This is a genomic window from Hafnia psychrotolerans (genome assembly GCF_014639435.1).
GTDB classification, from domain to species: Bacteria; Pseudomonadota; Gammaproteobacteria; order Enterobacterales; family Enterobacteriaceae; genus Ewingella; species Ewingella psychrotolerans.
On the sequence record NZ_BMFZ01000003.1, the window covers coordinates 444,752 to 464,503 of the forward strand.

A 19,752-nucleotide genomic window follows, 5' to 3' on the forward strand; every position below is an offset into this window, starting at 1 on the left:
CTGTTAACCTAAATTCAGAGGCTATTCCCCTAATAAAAGTACTGTTTTCACAACGCTGGTGTTTTTAAAACGGCAAAAGCAGACTTACCGAAATAATGCGCCCCTATGCAAGCGACAACCGTGAGGTTGACGACTTTGCGAGAAGACTCGGGGCCAACGGTTTACCCGGTCATGAGGTCATTTTTGCCCGCAGTTCTATCGATAATGCAAAAATAACGAGTAAGTTAAGATGAAAAGAATGTTGATTAACGCGACTCAACAAGAAGAGTTGCGCGTTGCCCTTGTAGATGGTCAACGGCTGTATGATTTGGATATTGAAAGTCCGGGCCACGAGCAGAAAAAAGCGAATATCTATAAAGGGAAAATTACCCGTATAGAGCCTAGCCTTGAAGCTGCATTCGTTGACTATGGCGCGGAACGGCACGGTTTTCTCCCTCTCAAAGAAATCTCCCGCGAATACTTCCCTGGCAATTATTCCTCGCATGGTCGCCCTAACATCAAAGATGTTCTGCGTGAAGGCCAGGAAGTTATTGTTCAGGTTGATAAAGAGGAACGCGGTAACAAAGGCGCAGCGCTGACAACATTTATCAGTCTGGCCGGTAGCTATTTAGTGTTAATGCCGAACAATCCACGCGCTGGAGGTATCTCCCGCCGTATTGAAGGTGATGACCGTACTGAACTGAAAGAAGCACTTTCCTCACTGCAATTACCTGATGGCATGGGTCTTATCGTGCGTACGGCAGGTGTGGGTAAATCTGCAGAAGCGTTACAGTGGGACCTGACTTTCCGTCTGAAACACTGGGATGCCATTAAGAAAGCAGCCGAAGGTCGCCCTGCTCCTTTCCTGATTCATCAGGAAAGCAATGTCATTGTGCGCGCATTCCGTGATTATCTGCGTCCAGATATTGGCGAGATCCTGATTGATAACCCGAAAGTCCTCGAACTTGCAAAAGAACACATTGCAGCGCTTGGCCGTCCGGACTTCAGTAGCAAAATCAAACCTTACATTGGTGAAATTCCGCTATTCAGCCATTATCAGATTGAATCTCAGATTGAGTCTGCCTTCCAGCGTGAAGTTCGTCTGCCTTCGGGTGGTTCGATCGTTATCGACAGTACCGAAGCGCTGACGGCTATCGATATTAACTCCGCACGAGCAACCCGTGGTGGTGATATTGAAGAAACGGCTTTCAACACCAACCTTGAAGCATCGGACGAAATTGCACGCCAATTACGCCTTCGTGACCTTGGCGGCCTGATTGTTATCGACTTCATCGATATGACGCCAGTGCGCCATCAACGTGAAGTGGAAAACCGTCTACGCGACGCAGTTCGTCAGGATCGCGCGCGTATTCAGATTGGCCGCATTTCCCGCTTTGGTTTACTGGAAATGTCACGTCAGCGTCTCAGCCCGTCATTGGGGGAGTCAACGCATCATATCTGTCCGCGCTGTGCGGGGACTGGGACAATTCGTGATAACGAATCCCTATCGCTTTCTATTCTGCGTCTAATAGAAGAAGAAGCGCTTAAAGAGAACACCAAAGAAGTTCACGCCATTGTTCCGGTACCTATTGCCTCGTACCTGTTAAATGAAAAGCGTGAATCAGTTAACGCTATTGAAAAACGTCAAGGTGGCGTGCGTGCGGTGATTGTCCCTAACGATCAGATGCAAACGCCTCATTACGCTGTTCTGCGTGTACGTAAAGGTGAAGATTCTTCTGTACTCAGCTATTTACTGCCTCAGTATCACGAAGCGGAAATGCTGCAACCCTCAGAAGAAGCCCCTAGCGAACGTAAACGTCCAGAACAACCGGCTCTGGCAGCCTTTGCCTTGCAAAGTGAAGCACCTCCGTCTTCTTTCGAACAGCCTGATGCTGTTGAGCAACCAGTACAAACTCGCACAACAGTTATCAATGCGCCTGTTGTCGAGAAACCAGGTTTAGTCAGTCGTTTCCTTAGTGGTTTGAAAGGTCTGTTTGCTTCAGAACCGCAAGTGGAAGTTAAACCTGTCGAAGCACCGAAAGTTGAAAAGGAAACCACTGAGGGCGAAAATCGCCGTAATAGTGAACGCCGTAATCAACGCCGTCAGGGCGGTGGACGCCGTGAACGTAGCGGTGAACGTAACGACCGTGGTAACCGAGATAACCGCAGCGAAGGCCGCGAAAACAACCGTGATAGCCAGAATGAAAGCCGTGATACTCGCGAAAACAACCGTGAACCACGTGAAGATCAGCGCCGTAACCGTCGTAATCAGGAGCCGGCAGTTGTTTCTGAAGTCATTGTTGAACAAGAAGTCGATACAACAGTTTCCCAGGATGAACCGCAGCAGCAGCCGCGTCGTGAACGTGGTGATCGCTCTCGCCGTCGTTCAGACGATAAGCGTAAAGGCCCGCAGCAGGAAGAGAAACCTCAGGAATCGATCGCGCAGGAAACCGTTGTTGCTGCTACCCCAGTGGCAGCGGAAGAAACTGAACAGGAAGATCGTCAGCCAGCACAACGACGTCAGCGTCGCCAGCTGTCTCAGAAGGTTCGTTTTGAGTCTGAAGTGGATCACGAAGCAGAGGCTGCTGCACAGCAGTTAATCACGGGCATTATGCCATCTGCCGTGACACCTAAGGAACCGCAAGAAGTTACCCAAGCGGCTCCTGAGGCTGAACATGTATCTAACAATGATAATGATGACAACCAGAGTGAAAATGGTCGCGATGGTGGCATGCCACGTCGTTCACGTCGTTCACCTCGTCATCTACGTGTTAGTGGTCAGCGCCGTCGCCGTTATCGTGATGAGCGCTACCCAGCGCAGTCACCAATGCCATTGGCAGGTGCTTTCGTCTCTCCAGAAATGGCATCAGGCAAAGTGTGGATTTCTTATCCATTAGCGCAAGTCACTTACCAGCAGGACATCCAGGATACAGTGTCTGATAACACTGAAGTTCTGGCTAATCAGAGTGATATTGCTCCAGAGAATACGCCAACAGCCAATGAAATGACCCGCGTTGTGAATGAAACCGTACAAGCTGAACCTGAAGTAGTGTTTGCGGCAGCAGACCAAGCTTTAGCGCCAGCAACAGTCGAAACGGCCGTTGCTAGCACGCCAGTTGAACAGCCATCTGAAGTCACGGCTGCACAACCTGTTGCTGATGAGCCTGTTGTGGTTGACGCTGAAACTGCAGAACCGATTGAAGAAACCCCAGTCGTTGAAGTGAAGCCAGAATCTCAACAACCCGTTGTTGTAGAACCTGTCGTGGTGGGTACTGTACCTCAGGTTGACGTCGTCACTCCTGCTGTAGCGAAACCCGCACCGGTGACTGCCGCCGCTGAACTTGCTCCACGCTTCAAACATCATGCTGCGGCTCCGATGACCAAAGCTCCGGCACCAGATTACGTGCAGGAACCGACGTCTCAGAGCAACTGGGTCCGCCCAGAGTTTGACTTTGAAGGTAAAGGTTCCGCGGGCGGTCATGCCGCAGCCAGTACAGCGACTGCACCAGCAACTAAACCGACCATGCCAACCGAATAAATAATACGGCATAACTTCTGTAATAAAAAACCCGCCTCGGCGGGTTTTTTATTCCTTACTCTCAGGCGTTCTTAGACAAGAATGCCGGAGAAATTAGGCGACGCTTTTAAGACGTTTTATATCCAGAGCCACAAGTTTCCCCTCCAAATGTTGGGCAAAGTTCACAAAGTGTTTTGTATCATTGTGCTTCAATAGCGCCTCTTTTGAGGCCCAACGCTCGTAGAAGACAAAGGTCTCTGGATGGTCAATGTCACGATGCAATTCATATTGCAGACACCCAACCTCCTGGCGACTTGGCTCAATCACTTCGTGTAACGCGTCACTGACCTCACTCAAAAACTCGGGTTTCACAATAACAGTAGCAACAACTCTGATTTCCATAATCTTCTCCTGTGGTATAGATCAGGCTTTCGTTAGGTTGGATGAAAGCAATTGTTAACAATGTGCTGCCATTACTATGGACCTTCAACCACACTGATTTCAACGCTAACTTTATTAAACAGATGCACCAAAACACATTTGCGCTTATCCTTGTTCCCCGCCGTTAATGCTCCCATTATCGCACCTGATCCCAACTTTATGTCTCTCAATGCCGGAGTTCTGCCTGATGACTGCAACACCGCAAGTTTTGAAAATTCGCCGCCCTGATGACTGGCACATTCACCTTCGTGACGACGACATGCTCAGCGCCGTCTTGCCATTCACCAGCGAAATATTTGGCAGGGCTATCGTTATGCCAAACCTTACGCCACCAGTGACCAGCGTGGAAGCCGCGATCGCTTACCGCAACCGCATCATTGCCGCCATTCCTGTCGGCCATCGTTTTACACCACTGATGACCTGCTACCTGACAGATTCTCTTGATCCTGATGAGGTCGAGCGTGGTTATCTGGAAGGTGTTTTTACTGCGGCAAAACTTTACCCGGCAAATGCGACGACTAATTCCCAGCATGGCGTGTCTGACATTAAATCGATTTACCCTATTTTAGAACGCATGCAAAACATCAGTATGCCGCTATTAATTCACGGTGAAGTAACCCATAGTGACGTAGATATTTTCGACCGCGAAGCCCGCTTTATCGATGACGTTATGGAGCCTATCCGTCTTCACTTTCCTGAGTTGAAAATAGTATTTGAGCACATTACCACCAAAGAGGCTGCGCAGTATGTCCAGGCTGGTAATCAGTATCTTGCTGCCACCATTACCCCACAGCATCTCATGTTCAACCGAAATCATATGTTAGTCGGCGGAATTCGACCTCACCTATTTTGTTTACCTATCCTTAAACGCAACATCCACCAACAGGCATTGCGTGAAGTCATTGCCAGCGGTTCGGATCGTTTCTTTCTAGGTACAGATTCAGCTCCGCACACCAAAGGTCGTAAAGAATCCAGTTGCGGTTGTGCGGGGTGTTTCAATGCCCCTCTCGCGATACCAGCCTACGCCACTGTTTTTGAAGAGATGAATGCCTTACAGCATTTCGAGGGGTTTTGCTCGCTGAACGGTCCGCGTTTCTACGGCCTACCCCTTAACGATGATTTTATCGAAGTAACACGTATCGCCGTCGTTCAACCGGAAGAGATAGCCCTCGGCAATGAATCCGTAGTGCCATTCTTAGCCGGGCAAACCTTAAACTGGACAGTGACCGCCTGTTAAACCAACACAAGAACAGGATGTCATATTCTGTTCTCTGTTACTTTGCAATGGCCCCAAAGACTGTGCTTGCTTACCCGCAAATTTAACTGTATAAATATACAGTCAAATTTATTCAGGAGGTATTATGCGTGTTGAAGTCACTATCGATAAAACCAAACCTCTGCCAACCGGTGCTATCGAAGCATTGTCTGGTGAATTAAGTAAACGTATCAACCAGCAGTTTTCCGATACTGATAATAAAATTCAGGTGCGTTATGCAGGCTCGAACAATCTTTCAGTCATGGGTGCGCCCAAGACAGACCGCGATCGTATTGAAGAAATTTTGCAAGAAACGTGGGAAAGTGCCGATGAATGGTTCACCACTGACTGACCAATATTAGACCAGCCAGTACATGCGGCTAACGGCACTTAATGCCTTACCGAGATTAATAATAATCAGGTTGATAAAACCAGGCTTTTTGAGCCAATGCTATCTTCGCCGGGCGTCGCTGTCCGGCTTTTTTGACACCTGCCTGTTCAATATTTACTCATCTGGATCCCCATAAATTTATGTTAGGGCAATACGGTTTCTCTTTCTTAATGTTTTCTCACACTTTATTCACATTTAAATAAGCAATTGCTCGCCATAAACGCTTTTAAATGTTTATACTCAAAAAGCTCACAAAATAATGAGCCGCCTTGATCCTCGTTAGTTACTCGTGTCAGTCACTACAAATAAGGGGTCTATATGGAAAGAAATGATGAGGTTATTCAGACACACCCGCTTGTAGGTTGGGATATTAGTACTGTGGACTCTTATGACGCCATGATGATACGTCTTCATTACCTGTCCTCTAAAGGCCAAACGCCAGAGGATGCACATGTAGACAGAACCTTGTGGTTAACCACAGATGTTGCAAGGCAATTGATCAACATTCTTGAAGCTGGCATAGAAAAGATTGAATCCAACGAGTATGAGTATATTGAGCATCGCAAACATTAATTTGGCCTTATTAGGCGCTTCACTCTGAAGGCACTCTCGACTCACGTCAGAGTGCCTTTCTCATTTATGACGCTTTAAACGCCATTAGCTCCCCTTCAAATACAGTACACATCTTGCCTTTGACCAACGAAACTCACTATCATGAACATTACTAAATTGTTAAAAGTCATCTTAGGAACCTCAATAAATGGAGTATGACCTCATTGTGATTGGCAGTGGTTCAGTCGGTTCAGCCGCTGGATATTATGCGACTCGTGCCGGTCTGAAAGTACTCATGATTGACAGCGCCATGCCACCACACACAGAAGGTAGCCATCATGGGGAAACCCGCATCATACGCCATGCTTATGGCGAAGGTGCCTGCTATGTTCCGATGGTGCTCCGAGCGCAGCAACTGTGGAATGAACTGGAGCAAATCAGTGGCGAAAAAATTTTTCATCGCAGCGGCGTGATCAATATTGGCCCGGAAGGCTCTGAATTCATCACGAATGTGAAAAACAGCTCTATCGAATATGCTCTGAATACCGTCGCCATGAGTGCCAGTGAAATTCGAGAAAAATGGCCACTTATCAGTGTTTCTGATGACTATTGCGGGGTTTATGAGCCTGATTCAGGCTATTTACAAAGTGAAGTTGCCATAGCCGCCTATATCCGCCTCGCGCGTGAAGCGGGGTGTGCTCAGCTGTTTAAATGCCCGGTTGAATCCATCGATTATGATGATCGAGGCGCTATCGTGACGACTCATGAAGGGACTTATCATGCCGCTAAAATAGCGTTAACGGCGGGAACCTGGGTCAAAAAATTGCTACCGGAATTACCGGTTAGCCCTGTTCGAAAGGTTTTTGCCTGGCACCATGCAGATGGCCGCTACAGTGAAGATAATCACTTTCCCGCCTTTACCTTTGAAACGCTACAGGGTGACCAGTTTTATGGTTTTCCCTCAGTCAAAGACGAACTAAAACTGGGTAAGCATAACGGTGGTCAGCCGATCGACTCCCAGGAACAACGCAAACCTTTTGGCGCCGTTCAGCAGGATGGTACGGAGTTATTCAACTTTCTTCGCCACCATCTGCCGGGTGTTGGTGTGTGTCTGCATGGCGCAGCCTGCACCTATGATGTTACGGCGGATGAAGATTTCATCATCGACACCCTGCCGGGACGCGACAGTACTTTGGTGATCACGGGATTGAGTGGTCACGGCTTTAAGTTTGCCAGCGTACTCGGGGAAATTGTTTCCGAATTCGGGCAAAACAAGACCAAAAAGTTTAACCTTAAACCCTTCTCGCTTTCACGCTTTACCGAGTAAGTCTTCAACCCTTATTATCCCGGAAAACTCTGTCCGGGATAATGGGCTAAGACTAAATTAATTATTATTCTAAGAAATTATTTTATGATGAACTTCTTATTGTTAATCAATATCCTTTTTTTGTGATTGACATCGCTATAAGTAAAAATCTATCCTTTAACCCGTTATCACAGGAGTGGTAGCTGCCGCGCATCACAAGCGCATTGACAAGGAAGTAATATGAAATTTTTAGTCATAGAATGCTGTGGTTTCACCCGTCTCGGTATATATTCCTTTCTTCTTGAAAATGAAGGAAATCAAATCATTGCCTGCGAAAATATTTCGCTGGCAATGCAAGAAATCAAATCATTTCAACCCAATATAATTTTCATCAATGCCACAAGTTACTGCCAGCATTCTGAATTTTCAAGTGAATTAAAAGAGTTTATTGAATGTGTATGTAACGTAAAAATGTATTGTTACTTAGACGTACAATATCCGGTTACAGACATTCCCACTTCAATCACACGTAACGTTTACATCTTAAATAAAAAGCTAGTGACTCGCCTACTAAAAGATATGGTATTACATTCCGAACTCTATATGACTAACGAAACATCCTATAGTAATAGTTCTATTTTTAGCGACCAGGAAATTTTGGTCATGAATTATTGGATGTCAGAGATGCCTAATTATCGCATAGCCCGTATACTTAAAATAAGCGGTCGTACAGTTTACGTGCACAAACGTCATTTGACACAGAAAGTTAAGGTAAGAAACCGGCTAGAGTTCTGCTTTGTTTACAACTTTATCAAATATCTTTTTTGGCCAATAGATCAGAGGTCACGCCCGCCGCTGAGCCGTCAGGAAAAAGAAGAAATCTTGACGCTGCATAGATAATGTCATCGTACTTATTCGACGATATACAAAAGGTCACCCGATGTGGCCCTTTACTTTTATTGCGTCAAATCATGATCGTTTTCCCGCACCACTTCGCCTTCCCATAATAGAACACTAACGATTATGTGTTTTGGATCGGACCGGACGATCATTGATGACCAAGAATGATATCTGAACACCTGCACAGCAACGAGAGCCCCTGAATGGTGTCATAAAACTGCTGACCTTGCAGGCTAAGGTACTCGGTCAAAAGGTCCCTGGGGCGGATACCATGCCGGTTTTGAAGCCGCGGGAAGCATTAAGCTGAAATAATAAGAGCTCAATCTTCTGAGCCCTTATTGACCAAAACTAACCCGCTAAAAAATTATTCTTTTTCAGGTACCGGAATATGCATGGTGGTATGCAACAATCCTTTAGATTTGTTGAAGATCTTGATGCCATTCTCACGTCCGGCACGCAGACTCCGCTGTTCTTCACGCGGCAATTTCAGCTCAGTCTGGCAAATTTCACTGCAACAACCGTCAAATTTCTCAGCACAGCTTGGACACTGAATAAACAGAAGATGGCAGCCGTCGTTTTTGCAGTTGGTATGGTCATCACAGGCTGTGCCGCACTGGTGGCAGTGCGCAATCACATCCTCAGAAATTCGCTCGCCCATGCGCTCATCAAAAACAAAGTTTTTTCCTTTAAATTTTACCGGTAAACCCTGCTCTTTGGCGCGGCGAGCATATTCAATGATGCCACCTTCCACGTGATATACGTTTTTAAAACCTTTATGCAGCATATAGGCGCTGGCTTTTTCACAACGAATACCGCCGGTGCAATACATGACAATTTTTCTGTCTTTGTCTTCCTGAAGCAGATCGACAGCCATCGGCAGTTGATCGCGGAAAGTATCCGACGGCACTTCAAGCGCCTGATCAAAATGTCCGACTTCGTATTCATAGTGATTACGCATGTCGACAAATACCGCGTCTGGGTCATCGATCATGGCATTAACCTGTTCGGCCTTGAGGTATTGCCCCACGTTTGATGGGTCAAACGTCTCGTCGTCAATGCCATCAGCAACAATGCGTTCACGCACTTTTAGGCGCAGTACCCAGAAAGATTTTCCATCGTCTTCCAGCGCAACATTCAGGCGAACATGAACGAGCGCCGGATGGCTGGCAAAAAGCTCAGTTTTAAAGGCCTCGAACTGGCTTTGCGGGACGCTGACTTGCGCATTGATGCCCTCTTTGGCCACATAAATACGGCCAAATACGTTGAGCTTCGTCAGGCAAACGTAGAGCACATCGCGGAAAGCTTTCGGGTCATCAATATGAAAATATTTATAGAAAGAAACTGTGGTACGCGGCTCGGTTTCGGCCAGCATGCGTGCCTTCAGTTCCTCGTTAGAAATTCGGTTATGTAACACTGGCATGGTGTACGTTCCTGTCTTTCATGGAGGCTGTATTAATGGACATCTTTAAAGATGGTGTTACCGCATCTGGTTACCCAAACGCAACTTTTCAAGCGGAAATATCATACATTAAAGCAGCGACAGCAACATCTCCCATGGTAAAAATTACCGCGAAACAGGGACAAACACAGGCACCAACCCATGCAGGATTTCAAAAATACGGTACTTTAAAGTGAGTGACTATGAATTATTTCATTCACCATCATGTATGCATCACGACAATGAGGGAACTATGAGCAAGCTTTTCGCACCAATTTCACTGGGTGATTTGACCTTAGCCAACCGCATAATCATCGCACCTATGTGCCAATACTCCTCGGACCATGGCAAAGCGACCTCGTGGCACCATGCACATTTAGGCCAACTCTCTTTTTCCGGCGCAGGGTTGCTGATCCTTGAAGCGACTGCCGTCGAAGCAATTGGCGGCATAACGCCTCAGGATTTAGGTCTGTGGGACGATGAAACCGAAGCTGCAATGAAAAAGCTGGTGATGTCAATTCGTGATAACAGCCGCATCCCGCTCGGCCTACAACTGGGACATGCGGGCCGTAAAGCCTCGTGCCAAGTGCCGTGGGAAGGCGGCAAACAACTCACGCTGGAACAAGGTGGTTGGCAAACTATTGCACCATCCGCCGCGCCCTTTGCACAAACAGATACTGCGCCACAAGCCATGACCTTAGAACGGATTGCCCAACTAAAGAAAGCCTATGTGGACTCTGCAAAACGGGCAGACCGTTTAGGCTTTGATCTGCTAGAACTGCATGGTGCGCACGGCTATTTACTGCACCAATTCCTATCACCACTGGCTAACCAACGCACCGACCAGTATGGCGGTTCATTGCAAAACCGCATGCGCCTGCTGCTGGAGATTTTCCAGGAACTACGTGCAGTCTTCCCGGCAAAAAAACCGATAGGTGTGCGTATCTCAGCAACTGACTGGGTCGAGGGTGGTTGGGATCTGGAGCAATCTGTCACTCTGTCTAAAGCACTGGATAAATTGGGTTGTGACTACATTCATATATCGAGTGGTGGATTAAGTCCTCAGCAAGAAATCAACGTCGGCCCTAACTACCAGGTACCCTTTGCGGAAAGGATTAAACAGGAAGTAGAAATGCCGGTGATCGCAGTAGGCCTCATCACCGAACCAGAACAGGCAGAAGCCATCATCAGCACGGGTCAGGCCGACATGATAGCCCTGGCGCGCGGAATTCTTTATAACCCACGCTGGCCGTGGCATGCGGCGGCGAAATTGGGTGCGAAAATCAGTGCGCCTAAACAATACTGGCGTAGCGAACCTCATAACGTTAAAGGCCTATTCCTCGCTGAGTAACCCACATTCACCGTCTAATGGGCAATGTCACGTTGCCCATTGTATTGCGTCACTTATTAACTTGTTATCCACAGACTCCCTTAATTCACTGTGAAGAGTTCTATAAAATAACGCGTACAATTGACAAAATGCCATTGTCTGACGATATTTAGTTGATCAGAATAATGGCATGTTTAGCGAATCTACTTATAAAGTGAACAGTATCTAGACCGTTCATATACAGATATTAATAAAATTAGCTATTAATGCCGTTCGTTTTCACCTCAAACAAAAAAAATGCCACAATATGTCACTTTGATTCAGGAAATCAATCGTGGCCATATTGGTCAGGTTGTAGCGTTTTTCCGTTGCGGCTACTGCCTAAGACAGAGCTTATATTTTCTTACTTCGAGATTGACGCAGAGAGCTTATGACTCAGGTACCGACCTTTACACTTTCCCTACTGCATCCGCGTTACTGGCTAACCTGGATTGGCTTAGGGTTGCTTTATTTACTTGTGCTTCTACCTTATCCGGTCATTTATCGTCTGGGTACCGGTCTGGGTCGCTTCTCGATGCGTTTCTTAAAACGCCGTTTTCATATCGCCCAACGTAATATTGAGCTCTGCTTCCCGGACATGAACCGTGAACAGCGAGATCATATGGTGCTGAAAAATTTTGAGTCAGTCGGCATGGGTCTATTTGAAACAGGTATGGCTTGGTTCTGGCCAGACCGGCGGATAGCACGCTGGTTTAAAGTCAGCGGACTGGAACATATTCAGAAAGCTCGCGATAACCAGCAAGGCGTTTTGTTAATCGGTGTACATTTCCTTACGCTCGAGTTAGGTGCACGCATCTTCGGCATTCATAATCCGGGTGTTGGTGTTTATCGCCCACATGATAATAAGCTGATGGACTGGATTCAGACTAAAGGTCGTATGCGTTCTAATAAGGCAATGATTGACCGCAAAGACCTGAAAGGGATGATACGCAGCCTAAAACAGGGCGATATTATCTGGTATGCCCCTGACCACGATTACGGCCCGCGCAGCAGCGTTTTTGTGCCCTTCTTTGCCGTGGATAAAGCCGCCACCACGACCGGCACCTACCTGTTGGCACGGATGGGTAAACCCGCGATTATTCCCTTTACACCGCGTCGTCTCGAAGGCGGTAAAGGCTATGAGCTATTGCTGCATCCTGCAGTCGATAATTTCCCACTGGATGATGAAGTCGTCGCGGCTACTTATATGAACAAAGTGGTGGAAAACGAAATTCGTCTGGCACCTGAACAATACATGTGGCTACACCGTCGCTTTAAGACCCGACCTGAAGGCGAACCTTCATTGTATCAGACGGTAGATTAGACAGTCCCAGGTAGGATCCAGGCTGATTTCACAGCAGCCAGCTTGGGTCCTAAATCACGCGACTTCCGCTACCTTTGGCTCACTATTTCCGCCCTTCTATTGGTTTGCCCTTTGAAAGGCCAACTCTGCATAAAATTAATGAACCTGTATTTTATTTCCTCCGTTAACTTTCTCGTAACATTATTGATATGGCTGATCATTAGGCGCATAATTATCCAACTCAGTGATTGTTAATCTTCTCTGTCCTACTTTCCGCAGCAGCTCAAAGTCAATGGACCACTTTCATCGGTATTTTATGACGTCGGAACCCGCACCAGAAAAAGCCCCTTCCCCAATAAATTGGAAACGTAATCTCTTCGTCGCTTGGATCGGCTGTTTTCTTACCGGTGCTGCATTTAGCTTGGTCATGCCTTTCCTGCCGCTTTATGTTGAAACGCTTGGCGTTACTGGCCAGGGGTCGCTGAACATGTGGTCGGGGCTTGTTTTCAGCATTACATTTCTGTTTTCCGCTATCGCCTCCCCATTCTGGGGGAGTCTGGCCGACCGCAAGGGCCGTAAAATCATGCTCCTGCGTTCGGCGCTGGGTATGTCTATCGTGATGGTGCTGATGGGGTTTGCGCAAAATATTTGGCAGTTTCTCTTCCTGCGAGCGTTGCTTGGGTTACTTGGTGGTTTTGTTCCCAATGCCAATGCCCTGATCGCGACCCAAATCCCTCGTAATAAAAGTGGCTGGGCATTGGGCACGCTATCGACCGGCGGCGTTAGCGGCGCGCTGTTGGGCCCTTTGGTCGGCGGATTGTTGGCTGATAGTTACGGATTGCGCCCAGTATTTTTCATCACCGCCAGCGTATTGTTTTTGTGCTTCCTGATGACCTTGTATTGCATCCGTGAGCAATTCGTTCCAATCCATAAAAAAGACATGCTGAGTCGCAAGCAGGTCTTTGCCTCGCTAAAAAACCCTCGACTTGTCTTGTTTTTGTTTATAACCACCATGATCATCCAGGTGGCGACCGGCTCGATTGCGCCGATCCTGACACTCTATGTGCGTGAGTTAGCAGGCAATACGCAGAACCTGGCATTTATCAGTGGGATGATTGCCTCCGTGCCCGGTGTTGCCGCACTCATGAGTGCGCCGAGGCTTGGGAAACTGGGGGACAGAATCGGACCGGAAAGGATCCTTGTTGCGATGCTCGCCTGCTCGGTACTGTTACTGATTCCCATGGCGTTTGTGCAAAACCCGCTACAGTTGGGGATCCTGCGTTTTATGCTCGGTGCGGCAGATGGCGCCTTATTGCCTGCAGTCCAAACGCTGCTGATTTACAATTGCACCAATCAGGTCGCAGGCAGAGTTTTCAGCTATAACCAATCGTTTCGCGACGTTGGCAACGTAACAGGACCTCTGCTGGGCGCTGCTGTATCTGCAAGTTATGGCTTTAGAACGGTATTCATTGTTACCGCGCTGGTCGTACTGTTCAATACCCTTTACTCCTACTGGTGTCTGCAACGCCGGCCACATCAGGCGATGGTCGACTAGGCCACATTAGGCGGTCCATCCGCGCTGGGCAAGCACCACACGATAACCGTCGGTATCTTCAAACGTTTTGCCCGTGTTATCCCAGTATGGATTGTATGAAGCGACGTCAATGAAACCGGCAGCTCGCATCTGCTCGCACTGTGTTTGCCACCGCTGCGCATCCGGCATATAGAACACTAACAAATTATCCTGCGTAGGTGCCCTGCCAACCTTTGTTCCCTGATGATGGGTAAACTCCAAATGATAGTGATGCTGCGGATGCCCTATCATCACACCATAAAAGCCCAGATGATCTTCGAAATCCCCCAACAGTTCGAAACCCAGCCCATCACAATACATCTGCGCTATACGTCGCAAATTGTCGGTCGGACGAGCAATACGTAAAACACAGTCGCGTGGAATCATAAGGCTCTCTCAATCAGTATTTGGTTTTGAAAATAGCTAAAAATAGCCAATTTTTTGCGCTATCGACCGTCAAAAACTTGCATCCTTGGCCATAGCGTCAACAATTAATGAATCAGAGAAAAAGTCAGCCGATTTTTTTGCGGCGTCACCTTACCCCTTAATTACTAAAGATTTCATTAAACATAAGCCGGAGCTCCGGTGAAATCAACTCAGGAGAAAATGATGAGCATGTATGCAACCCTGGAAGAAGCTGTTGATGCCGCGCGAGAAGAATTTCTTGAGTCAGTACAAGACACCACAGACAGTGACGAAACACCGATGCCAGAGCAATTTAATCTGCAAAAGTACATTTTGCAGGATGGTGACATCATGTGGCAGGCGGAGTTTTTTGCTAAAGAAGGCGAGTCGATTGAGAGCCTGACCTTTCGCAGCGGCGCAGCAGCACAGGCTATTTTTGATGACGACTACGATAAACGCGAATTAGAAGAAGAGTGGCTGGAAGAGAGCACGTTGTATGAGTGGGACGAAGGCGAATATCAACATGAACCGCCGCTGGGCAGTGAAGAAGGCGAAGCCGCTGCCAGCGAATGGGATGACGAAGACGACTATCCTGGCCGCGATATAGACTAACGCTGCACGTTTAACCTTATTCGTAAGGACCATGGCGAGCGTCGATTGGCAGCATGAAGGTATCGACAATCATCGAAAGTGGCACGTCGATAACCGTCACATACCGCCAGGGACCGTCTCGAACATCCCACTGTACCCCCGGATAGTATTGAGCACCGTGCCCCTGACCGGGCACCATACGGCTAATAATGCTGCCGCAACCGGTCAACACCATCACCGAAAATACCACGACCATTGAGCGCAATATAGAACGTTTAATCACTTCACCTCCCCGTTTAAGCCGATAAAAAGGGCAGCATGCCTCAGCATACTGCCCTTTATTTTTCGCGTAATTCAGTTTACCCGTTTTAACCGTTTAACGCGGGTCTCATTTCCAGCGTTTGCGTTTCAGGGAACGCCTGAACGTTACGCGGTAATTCACTGTAATACGCGCTCCAGGCATGCTGGTCGGGCTGAGTCCACACGGCAGAGTGTAGACGTGCCATCAATACCGGATCACTGAGCAGAATCAGGCGGTCTGTCTTGCTCAATGCTTTAGGACCGGTTTTAAATGCCTGATCAAGACGCTGCTTACGACCATTTTCTACACTGTCGCGCAGCAAGTGGCGTGATGTCGCCATGCCGGTTGCCAATGCGTTGAAACTTGGGTCAAACACAGCGTGCATGAAGCCATTGTTCAGTGAGCGGGAACGATTAAGCTTGAGGTATTCCTCTGTTGCCACCAGCTCACGCGGCGGGCTGTACTCTTCGGGTATAAGGAAAAGTTTGGCCTTCTTGCTCTTGATTCCCAACGTTGCACGGCTCGACAGTACAGAGACAAACGGCGAAAGAATCAGTGAGAAGACGATCGGCGACAACCACCACAGGAAGCGCAAATCCAGCCAGGCCATTCCACCTGCCCATACGGCCCCTAACAGCAATTGAGAACCATGACGCTTAAAGGCTTCGCCCCACGGTGTGTCGTCGTCATCGCGCTGCGGCGAGTTCCAAACGACTTCCCAACCGAGGAAGGCGCTGACCACGAAAACGGTATGGAACAGCATTCTCACGGGTGCCAGCAGAACCGAGAACAGCATTTCCAGCAGCATCGACAGGAACAAGCGAATACTACCGCCATACTCTTTCGCGCCTTTTGCACAGATCAATACGATACTGAGGAGTTTAGGCAGGAACAGCAGCACCAACGTGGTGGAGAACAGTGCAATAGCCAGTTCAGGCCGCCACTGTGGCCAGACAGGGAACAGCTGCCGTGGTTGCAGGAAGTACTGAGGTTCCATCAAGGTGTGAACCACCTGAAGCGCCGTAGATAAGGCCAGGAACATAAACCATAGCGGTGCCGACAGATAGGACATAACACCGGTCAGAAACACTGCACGGTGAACCGGGTGCATACCTTTAACCAAGAACAGTCGGAAGTTCATCAGATTACCGTGACACCAGCGACGGTCGCGTTTCAGCTCGTCGAGCAGGTTCGGTGGTAACTCTTCATAACTGCCCGGCAGGTCATAAGCTATCCAAACCCCCCAACCCGCACGGCGCATCAACGCGGCTTCCACAAAGTCATGCGACATAATGGAACCAGCGAATGAGCCTTCGCCGGGCAATGGTGCCAGCGCACAATGCTCGATGAACGGTTTAACGCGAATGATGGCGTTATGGCCCCAATAGTGTGACTCACCCAGTTGCCAGAAGTGCAGGCCAGCGGTAAACAACGGGCCGTAAACGCGGGTAGCAAACTGTTGGCAACGCGCATATAGCGTATCCATGCCTGACGCTTTTGGCGCAGACTGAATAATACCGGCATTCGGGTTGGCATCCATCAAACGTGACAGACCCGTGAGGCATTCACCACTCATGACGCTGTCGGCATCCAGAATCACCATATAGGCGTATTCCCCACCCCAGCGACGACACCAGTCATCAATGTTGCCACTTTTACGTTTCACACGGCGGCGGCGGCGGCGGTAGAAGATACGCCCATGCCCTTCAACGTCACGGCAAACTTCCATCCAGGCTTTTTGTTCTGCAACGCAGATGTCAGGATCGTAGCTGTCGCTTAGAACGTAAATATCAAACTGTTCGAGATCACCGGTGGCTTTAACGGATTCATAAGTCGCACGCAGACCCGCGAATACGCGTTCCACATCTTCATTACAAATTGGCATGATAAGCGCAGTACGGTTCTTTGGGTTTAGCGGTTCCAGCCCCGTGGTTGAGGCCGTGATACTGTATTTATCTCGCCCGATGAGCAACTGTAAAAAACCCATCAGTGCCGTCCAGAACCCGGCGGAAACCCAACAGAACAGAATAGCAAATAGCACCAGGATACCGGTCTGTAAAACATACGGTAGCAGTTGCAGCACTGACTGTAACCAATCCTGACTGAGCATATCGGCAGGATCGATCAGCGCCCATCCCTGATAGGGCAGGATGGTTTTCATATACCAGGTGGCGATAGCCGTTTGCACCAACATCAGGATCAGCAGGGTATAACGGCGCATCGAACCGGCATGACGCCATCTTTTCTCTGACTCAGGCATCTCTGATGAGGTATAGCGACGCGCAACCGCGCCGTGCCCCATCATGGAATCCCAAAAACGGCCTACCGGGTTGGTACGCCATACATCAGGGAACATACTGGAGCGCTTAACCGGCGGCATAGCGCTGACGATGGTACGGCCTTCATTATCCACATCGGACAAGTTGCCATTTTCCATCGCATCGGGCCAACTGGCGGCTACGCGAGCTTGTACTGAAACCAGTGGTGCATCGAAATCAGAGATATCGCTGCTTTGTGTTGAGGCACCACCTAAACGGCGGTGCACGGTAGCAAAGGCCTCACTTTCAGCAGAAGAGAGCTGCTGAGTGAGAGCCGCTTTCTGTTCTTCAGTAAGCGGCAAAGCCTTCACGTAATCTTGAGTAGAATGCGTTGACTTATTCATTTGCAGGCAGCTGATAGCTCCAGGTTTCACTCAGTGTTTTTTCACCATTCACCAGAGAAGCACGCATTTCGATCGGCTTCTTAGGATCCTTCACTTTCAGGCGCAGCGTCAGACGCCAGCCTTTGGTTACTGGATTATAGCGGACATTGTTTTCAACCAGCTCGCCGTTATCGCCGATGCTGACCTGAGATGCCACTGGCGTGTCACTTTTCAGCGCTTTCAGATTCGGACCGACAAAATCGACCAGGAATGCCACGCTACCATCCGTTTCACGCGTTAGATTTGACTGTTTCACATCACCGGTGGAGCGCATGGTGCGCTGCACCCATGCCAAATCAGGAGAATGCAGTTTTTCTTCGTCACGGGTGAAGTGCAGGCGGTAATTCAGGTCAAGAGACTTGCCGATTTCTGGCAACTGGTCAGGCGTCCAGAAAGCGACGATGTTATCGTTGGTTTCATCAGCGGTAGGAATTTCTACCAGCTCAATTTTGCCTTTGCCCCAGTCGCCTTTGGTTTCGACCCAACCACTTGGACGCAGGTCATAGCGGTCGTCGAGATCCTCGAAATTGGAGAACTCACGGCCTCGTTGCAGCAGACCAAAGCCTTTCGGATTTTCCATGGTGAACTGGCTGACAGCCAGATGTTTAGGGTTATTCAGCGGACGCCAGATCCACTCACCGTTGCCAGCCTGTATAGATAGGCCATTAGAATCATGCAGCGCCGGACGATAATTCATTACCGGAGACGGCTGGTTAGCACCAAACAAGTACATGCTGGTCAGCGGGGCAATACCCAATTTACCCACTTTGTCGCGCAAATAGACTTTAGACTGCACGTCGACAGTCGCGTCTTTACCAGGATAAACATCTAGGCGATAAGCCCCTGTCGCACGTGGCGAATCAAGTAATGCATAAATCACCAGATGCTTTTCATCCGGATTCGGGCGTTCAATCCAGAATTCGCGGAAACGTGGAAATTCCTCGCCAGAAGCAAGCGCGGTGTCGATAGCAAGACCGCGAGCAGACAGACCATAAACCTGGCCTTTACCAATCACTCGGAAGTAGCTGGCACCCAGCACGCTCATAATTTCATCATCTTTATCTGCTTTATTGATCGGATAAAGAACTTTGAAACCGGCGAAACCAAGGTTTTTGACCGTGTCGGCATCGTGCTTCACGCTGCCAAAATTAAAATAGTCCGGGCTGTACTTGATTTCTTTAACGGTATTGGCCGTCACTTCATTGATTTTCACCGGCGTGTCGAAGTACATGCCCTGATGATAGAACTCAAGCTTGAAAGGCGTATTCAGGTTTTTCCAGTACGCTTTATCATGATTGAATTGAATTTGTTGGTAGTCCGCGAATTTAAGATCGCGAAGCTGGGATGGAAGGTTACTTTTCGGCGCTTCATAGCCTTTATCGGCTAACGCCTTAGCTTGTTTGGCGACATCATCAATAGAAAAAGCCCAGGCAGATGAAGAGATCAAAGACATCAACACTGCGGCACTCAGCAAACGGACTTTAGTCATACGTGGCCCTTTGGAAAAATTTTTACCTGACACATCCACTCCTTTACGTGCACTAAACTCATCATTATATTTTAAAGGAACAGTCAGGTTTCCGACAACATGAGAAACTGATGGTTCATCGCGTTGATGAACCGTTTAAGCACACAACGATACAAGGATATCAATTCGCTGAAACTCCGGCTATGGAAACTTGTCCTATAACTGACCCCATGGATGGTAGTTTTACAGCAGATAAATTAAG

At 48.3% G+C, this 19,752-nt stretch carries 17 protein-coding genes and 1 pseudogene; 12 read left to right on the forward strand and 6 right to left on the reverse strand.

Annotation, left to right across the window (positions count from 1 at the left end; translation table 11 throughout):
* The first annotated feature begins 229 nt into the window (after nucleotides 1-229).
* Entirely contained in the window at nucleotides 230-3,517 is a 3,288-nt protein-coding gene (gene rne / locus IEV89_RS07940) for a ribonuclease E (RefSeq protein ID WP_188472227.1), read from the forward strand.
* A 93-nt stretch (nucleotides 3,518-3,610) separates the two neighbouring features.
* Here the strand turns inward: rne and IEV89_RS07945 are convergent, their stop codons facing one another.
* Nucleotides 3,611-3,898 carry a putative quinol monooxygenase gene (locus tag IEV89_RS07945; RefSeq protein WP_188472229.1) on the reverse strand — a complete coding sequence of 96 codons (288 nt, stop codon included), beginning with the start codon at nucleotides 3,896-3,898 and terminating at the stop codon, nucleotides 3,611-3,613.
* 226 nt (nucleotides 3,899-4,124) lie between these two features.
* On the opposite strand from IEV89_RS07945, the gene pyrC reads away from it, so the two are divergent.
* The 6 genes and pseudogenes from pyrC to IEV89_RS22070 form a co-directional block, all read left to right on the forward strand.
* On the forward strand, nucleotides 4,125-5,174 hold the full coding sequence (gene pyrC, locus IEV89_RS07950; RefSeq protein WP_188472231.1) for a dihydroorotase: 1,050 nt from the start codon (nucleotides 4,125-4,127) through the stop codon (nucleotides 5,172-5,174).
* Between the two features lie 124 nt (nucleotides 5,175-5,298).
* Nucleotides 5,299-5,544, forward strand: coding sequence for a DNA damage-inducible protein I (dinI, locus tag IEV89_RS07955; protein WP_188472233.1), 246 nt, complete (start codon nucleotides 5,299-5,301; stop codon nucleotides 5,542-5,544).
* 357 nt (nucleotides 5,545-5,901) lie between these two features.
* Complete coding sequence (gene bssS, locus IEV89_RS07960) at nucleotides 5,902-6,156, forward strand: biofilm formation regulator BssS (RefSeq protein ID WP_188472236.1); 255 nt, start codon at nucleotides 5,902-5,904, stop codon at nucleotides 6,154-6,156.
* 187 nt (nucleotides 6,157-6,343) lie between these two features.
* Entirely contained in the window at nucleotides 6,344-7,462 is a 1,119-nt protein-coding gene (solA, locus tag IEV89_RS07965; protein ID WP_188472238.1) for an N-methyl-L-tryptophan oxidase, read from the forward strand.
* Between the two features lie 219 nt (nucleotides 7,463-7,681).
* Nucleotides 7,682-8,341, forward strand: coding sequence for a LuxR C-terminal-related transcriptional regulator (locus IEV89_RS07970; protein WP_188472240.1), 660 nt, complete (start codon nucleotides 7,682-7,684; stop codon nucleotides 8,339-8,341).
* 199 nt (nucleotides 8,342-8,540) lie between these two features.
* Nucleotides 8,541-8,650: pseudogene (locus tag IEV89_RS22070) on the forward strand (YceI family protein); the annotation flags it as partial.
* A gap of 55 nt (nucleotides 8,651-8,705) precedes the next feature.
* Here the strand turns inward: IEV89_RS22070 and trhO are convergent.
* Nucleotides 8,706-9,761, reverse strand: coding sequence for an oxygen-dependent tRNA uridine(34) hydroxylase TrhO (gene trhO / locus IEV89_RS07975; protein ID WP_188472242.1), 1,056 nt, complete (start codon nucleotides 9,759-9,761; stop codon nucleotides 8,706-8,708).
* Nucleotides 9,762-9,796: 35 nt separating this feature from the next.
* Between trhO and IEV89_RS07980 the strand changes: the two genes are divergently transcribed.
* The 4 genes from IEV89_RS07980 (at nucleotide 9,797) to mdtG (ending at nucleotide 14,006) form a co-directional block, all read left to right on the forward strand.
* Complete coding sequence (locus IEV89_RS07980; RefSeq protein ID WP_188472244.1) at nucleotides 9,797-9,976, forward strand: hypothetical protein; 180 nt, start codon at nucleotides 9,797-9,799, stop codon at nucleotides 9,974-9,976.
* A 56-nt stretch (nucleotides 9,977-10,032) separates the two neighbouring features.
* Nucleotides 10,033-11,130: an NADH:flavin oxidoreductase/NADH oxidase gene (locus IEV89_RS07985; RefSeq protein WP_188472246.1), complete on the forward strand. Its 1,098-nt coding sequence runs from the start codon at nucleotides 10,033-10,035 to the stop codon at nucleotides 11,128-11,130.
* Nucleotides 11,131-11,539: 409 nt separating this feature from the next.
* Nucleotides 11,540-12,472 carry a Kdo(2)-lipid IV(A) acyltransferase gene (locus IEV89_RS07990; protein WP_188472248.1) on the forward strand — a complete coding sequence of 311 codons (933 nt, stop codon included), beginning with the start codon at nucleotides 11,540-11,542 and terminating at the stop codon, nucleotides 12,470-12,472.
* 295 nt (nucleotides 12,473-12,767) lie between these two features.
* Complete coding sequence (gene mdtG, locus IEV89_RS07995) at nucleotides 12,768-14,006, forward strand: multidrug efflux MFS transporter MdtG (RefSeq protein WP_188472250.1); 1,239 nt, start codon at nucleotides 12,768-12,770, stop codon at nucleotides 14,004-14,006.
* Between the two features lie 6 nt (nucleotides 14,007-14,012).
* On the opposite strand, the gene IEV89_RS08000 is transcribed toward mdtG, so the two are convergent.
* On the reverse strand, nucleotides 14,013-14,411 hold the full coding sequence (locus IEV89_RS08000; protein ID WP_188472252.1) for a VOC family protein: 399 nt from the start codon (nucleotides 14,409-14,411) through the stop codon (nucleotides 14,013-14,015).
* Between the two features lie 222 nt (nucleotides 14,412-14,633).
* Here IEV89_RS08000 and IEV89_RS08005 point away from each other — a divergent pair, with 222 nt between their 5' ends.
* Complete coding sequence (locus IEV89_RS08005) at nucleotides 14,634-15,041, forward strand: MysB family protein (RefSeq protein ID WP_188472443.1); 408 nt, start codon at nucleotides 14,634-14,636, stop codon at nucleotides 15,039-15,041.
* A gap of 16 nt (nucleotides 15,042-15,057) precedes the next feature.
* On the opposite strand, the gene IEV89_RS08010 is transcribed toward IEV89_RS08005, so the two are convergent.
* From IEV89_RS08010 to IEV89_RS08020, 3 genes are all read right to left on the reverse strand, one after another.
* The gene (locus IEV89_RS08010) at nucleotides 15,058-15,276 is read right to left on the reverse strand and encodes a YceK/YidQ family lipoprotein (RefSeq protein WP_188472445.1); all 219 of its coding nucleotides are present in this window, start codon (nucleotides 15,274-15,276) and stop codon (nucleotides 15,058-15,060) included.
* Between the two features lie 112 nt (nucleotides 15,277-15,388).
* On the reverse strand, nucleotides 15,389-17,983 hold the full coding sequence (gene mdoH / locus IEV89_RS08015) for a glucans biosynthesis glucosyltransferase MdoH (RefSeq protein ID WP_188472254.1): 2,595 nt from the start codon (nucleotides 17,981-17,983) through the stop codon (nucleotides 15,389-15,391).
* Nucleotides 17,976-19,511: a glucan biosynthesis protein G gene (locus tag IEV89_RS08020; RefSeq protein ID WP_188472447.1), complete on the reverse strand. Its 1,536-nt coding sequence runs from the start codon at nucleotides 19,509-19,511 to the stop codon at nucleotides 17,976-17,978. The genes mdoH and IEV89_RS08020 overlap by 8 nt, the downstream gene beginning before the upstream one ends.
* Nucleotides 19,512-19,752 lie beyond the last annotated feature (241 nt).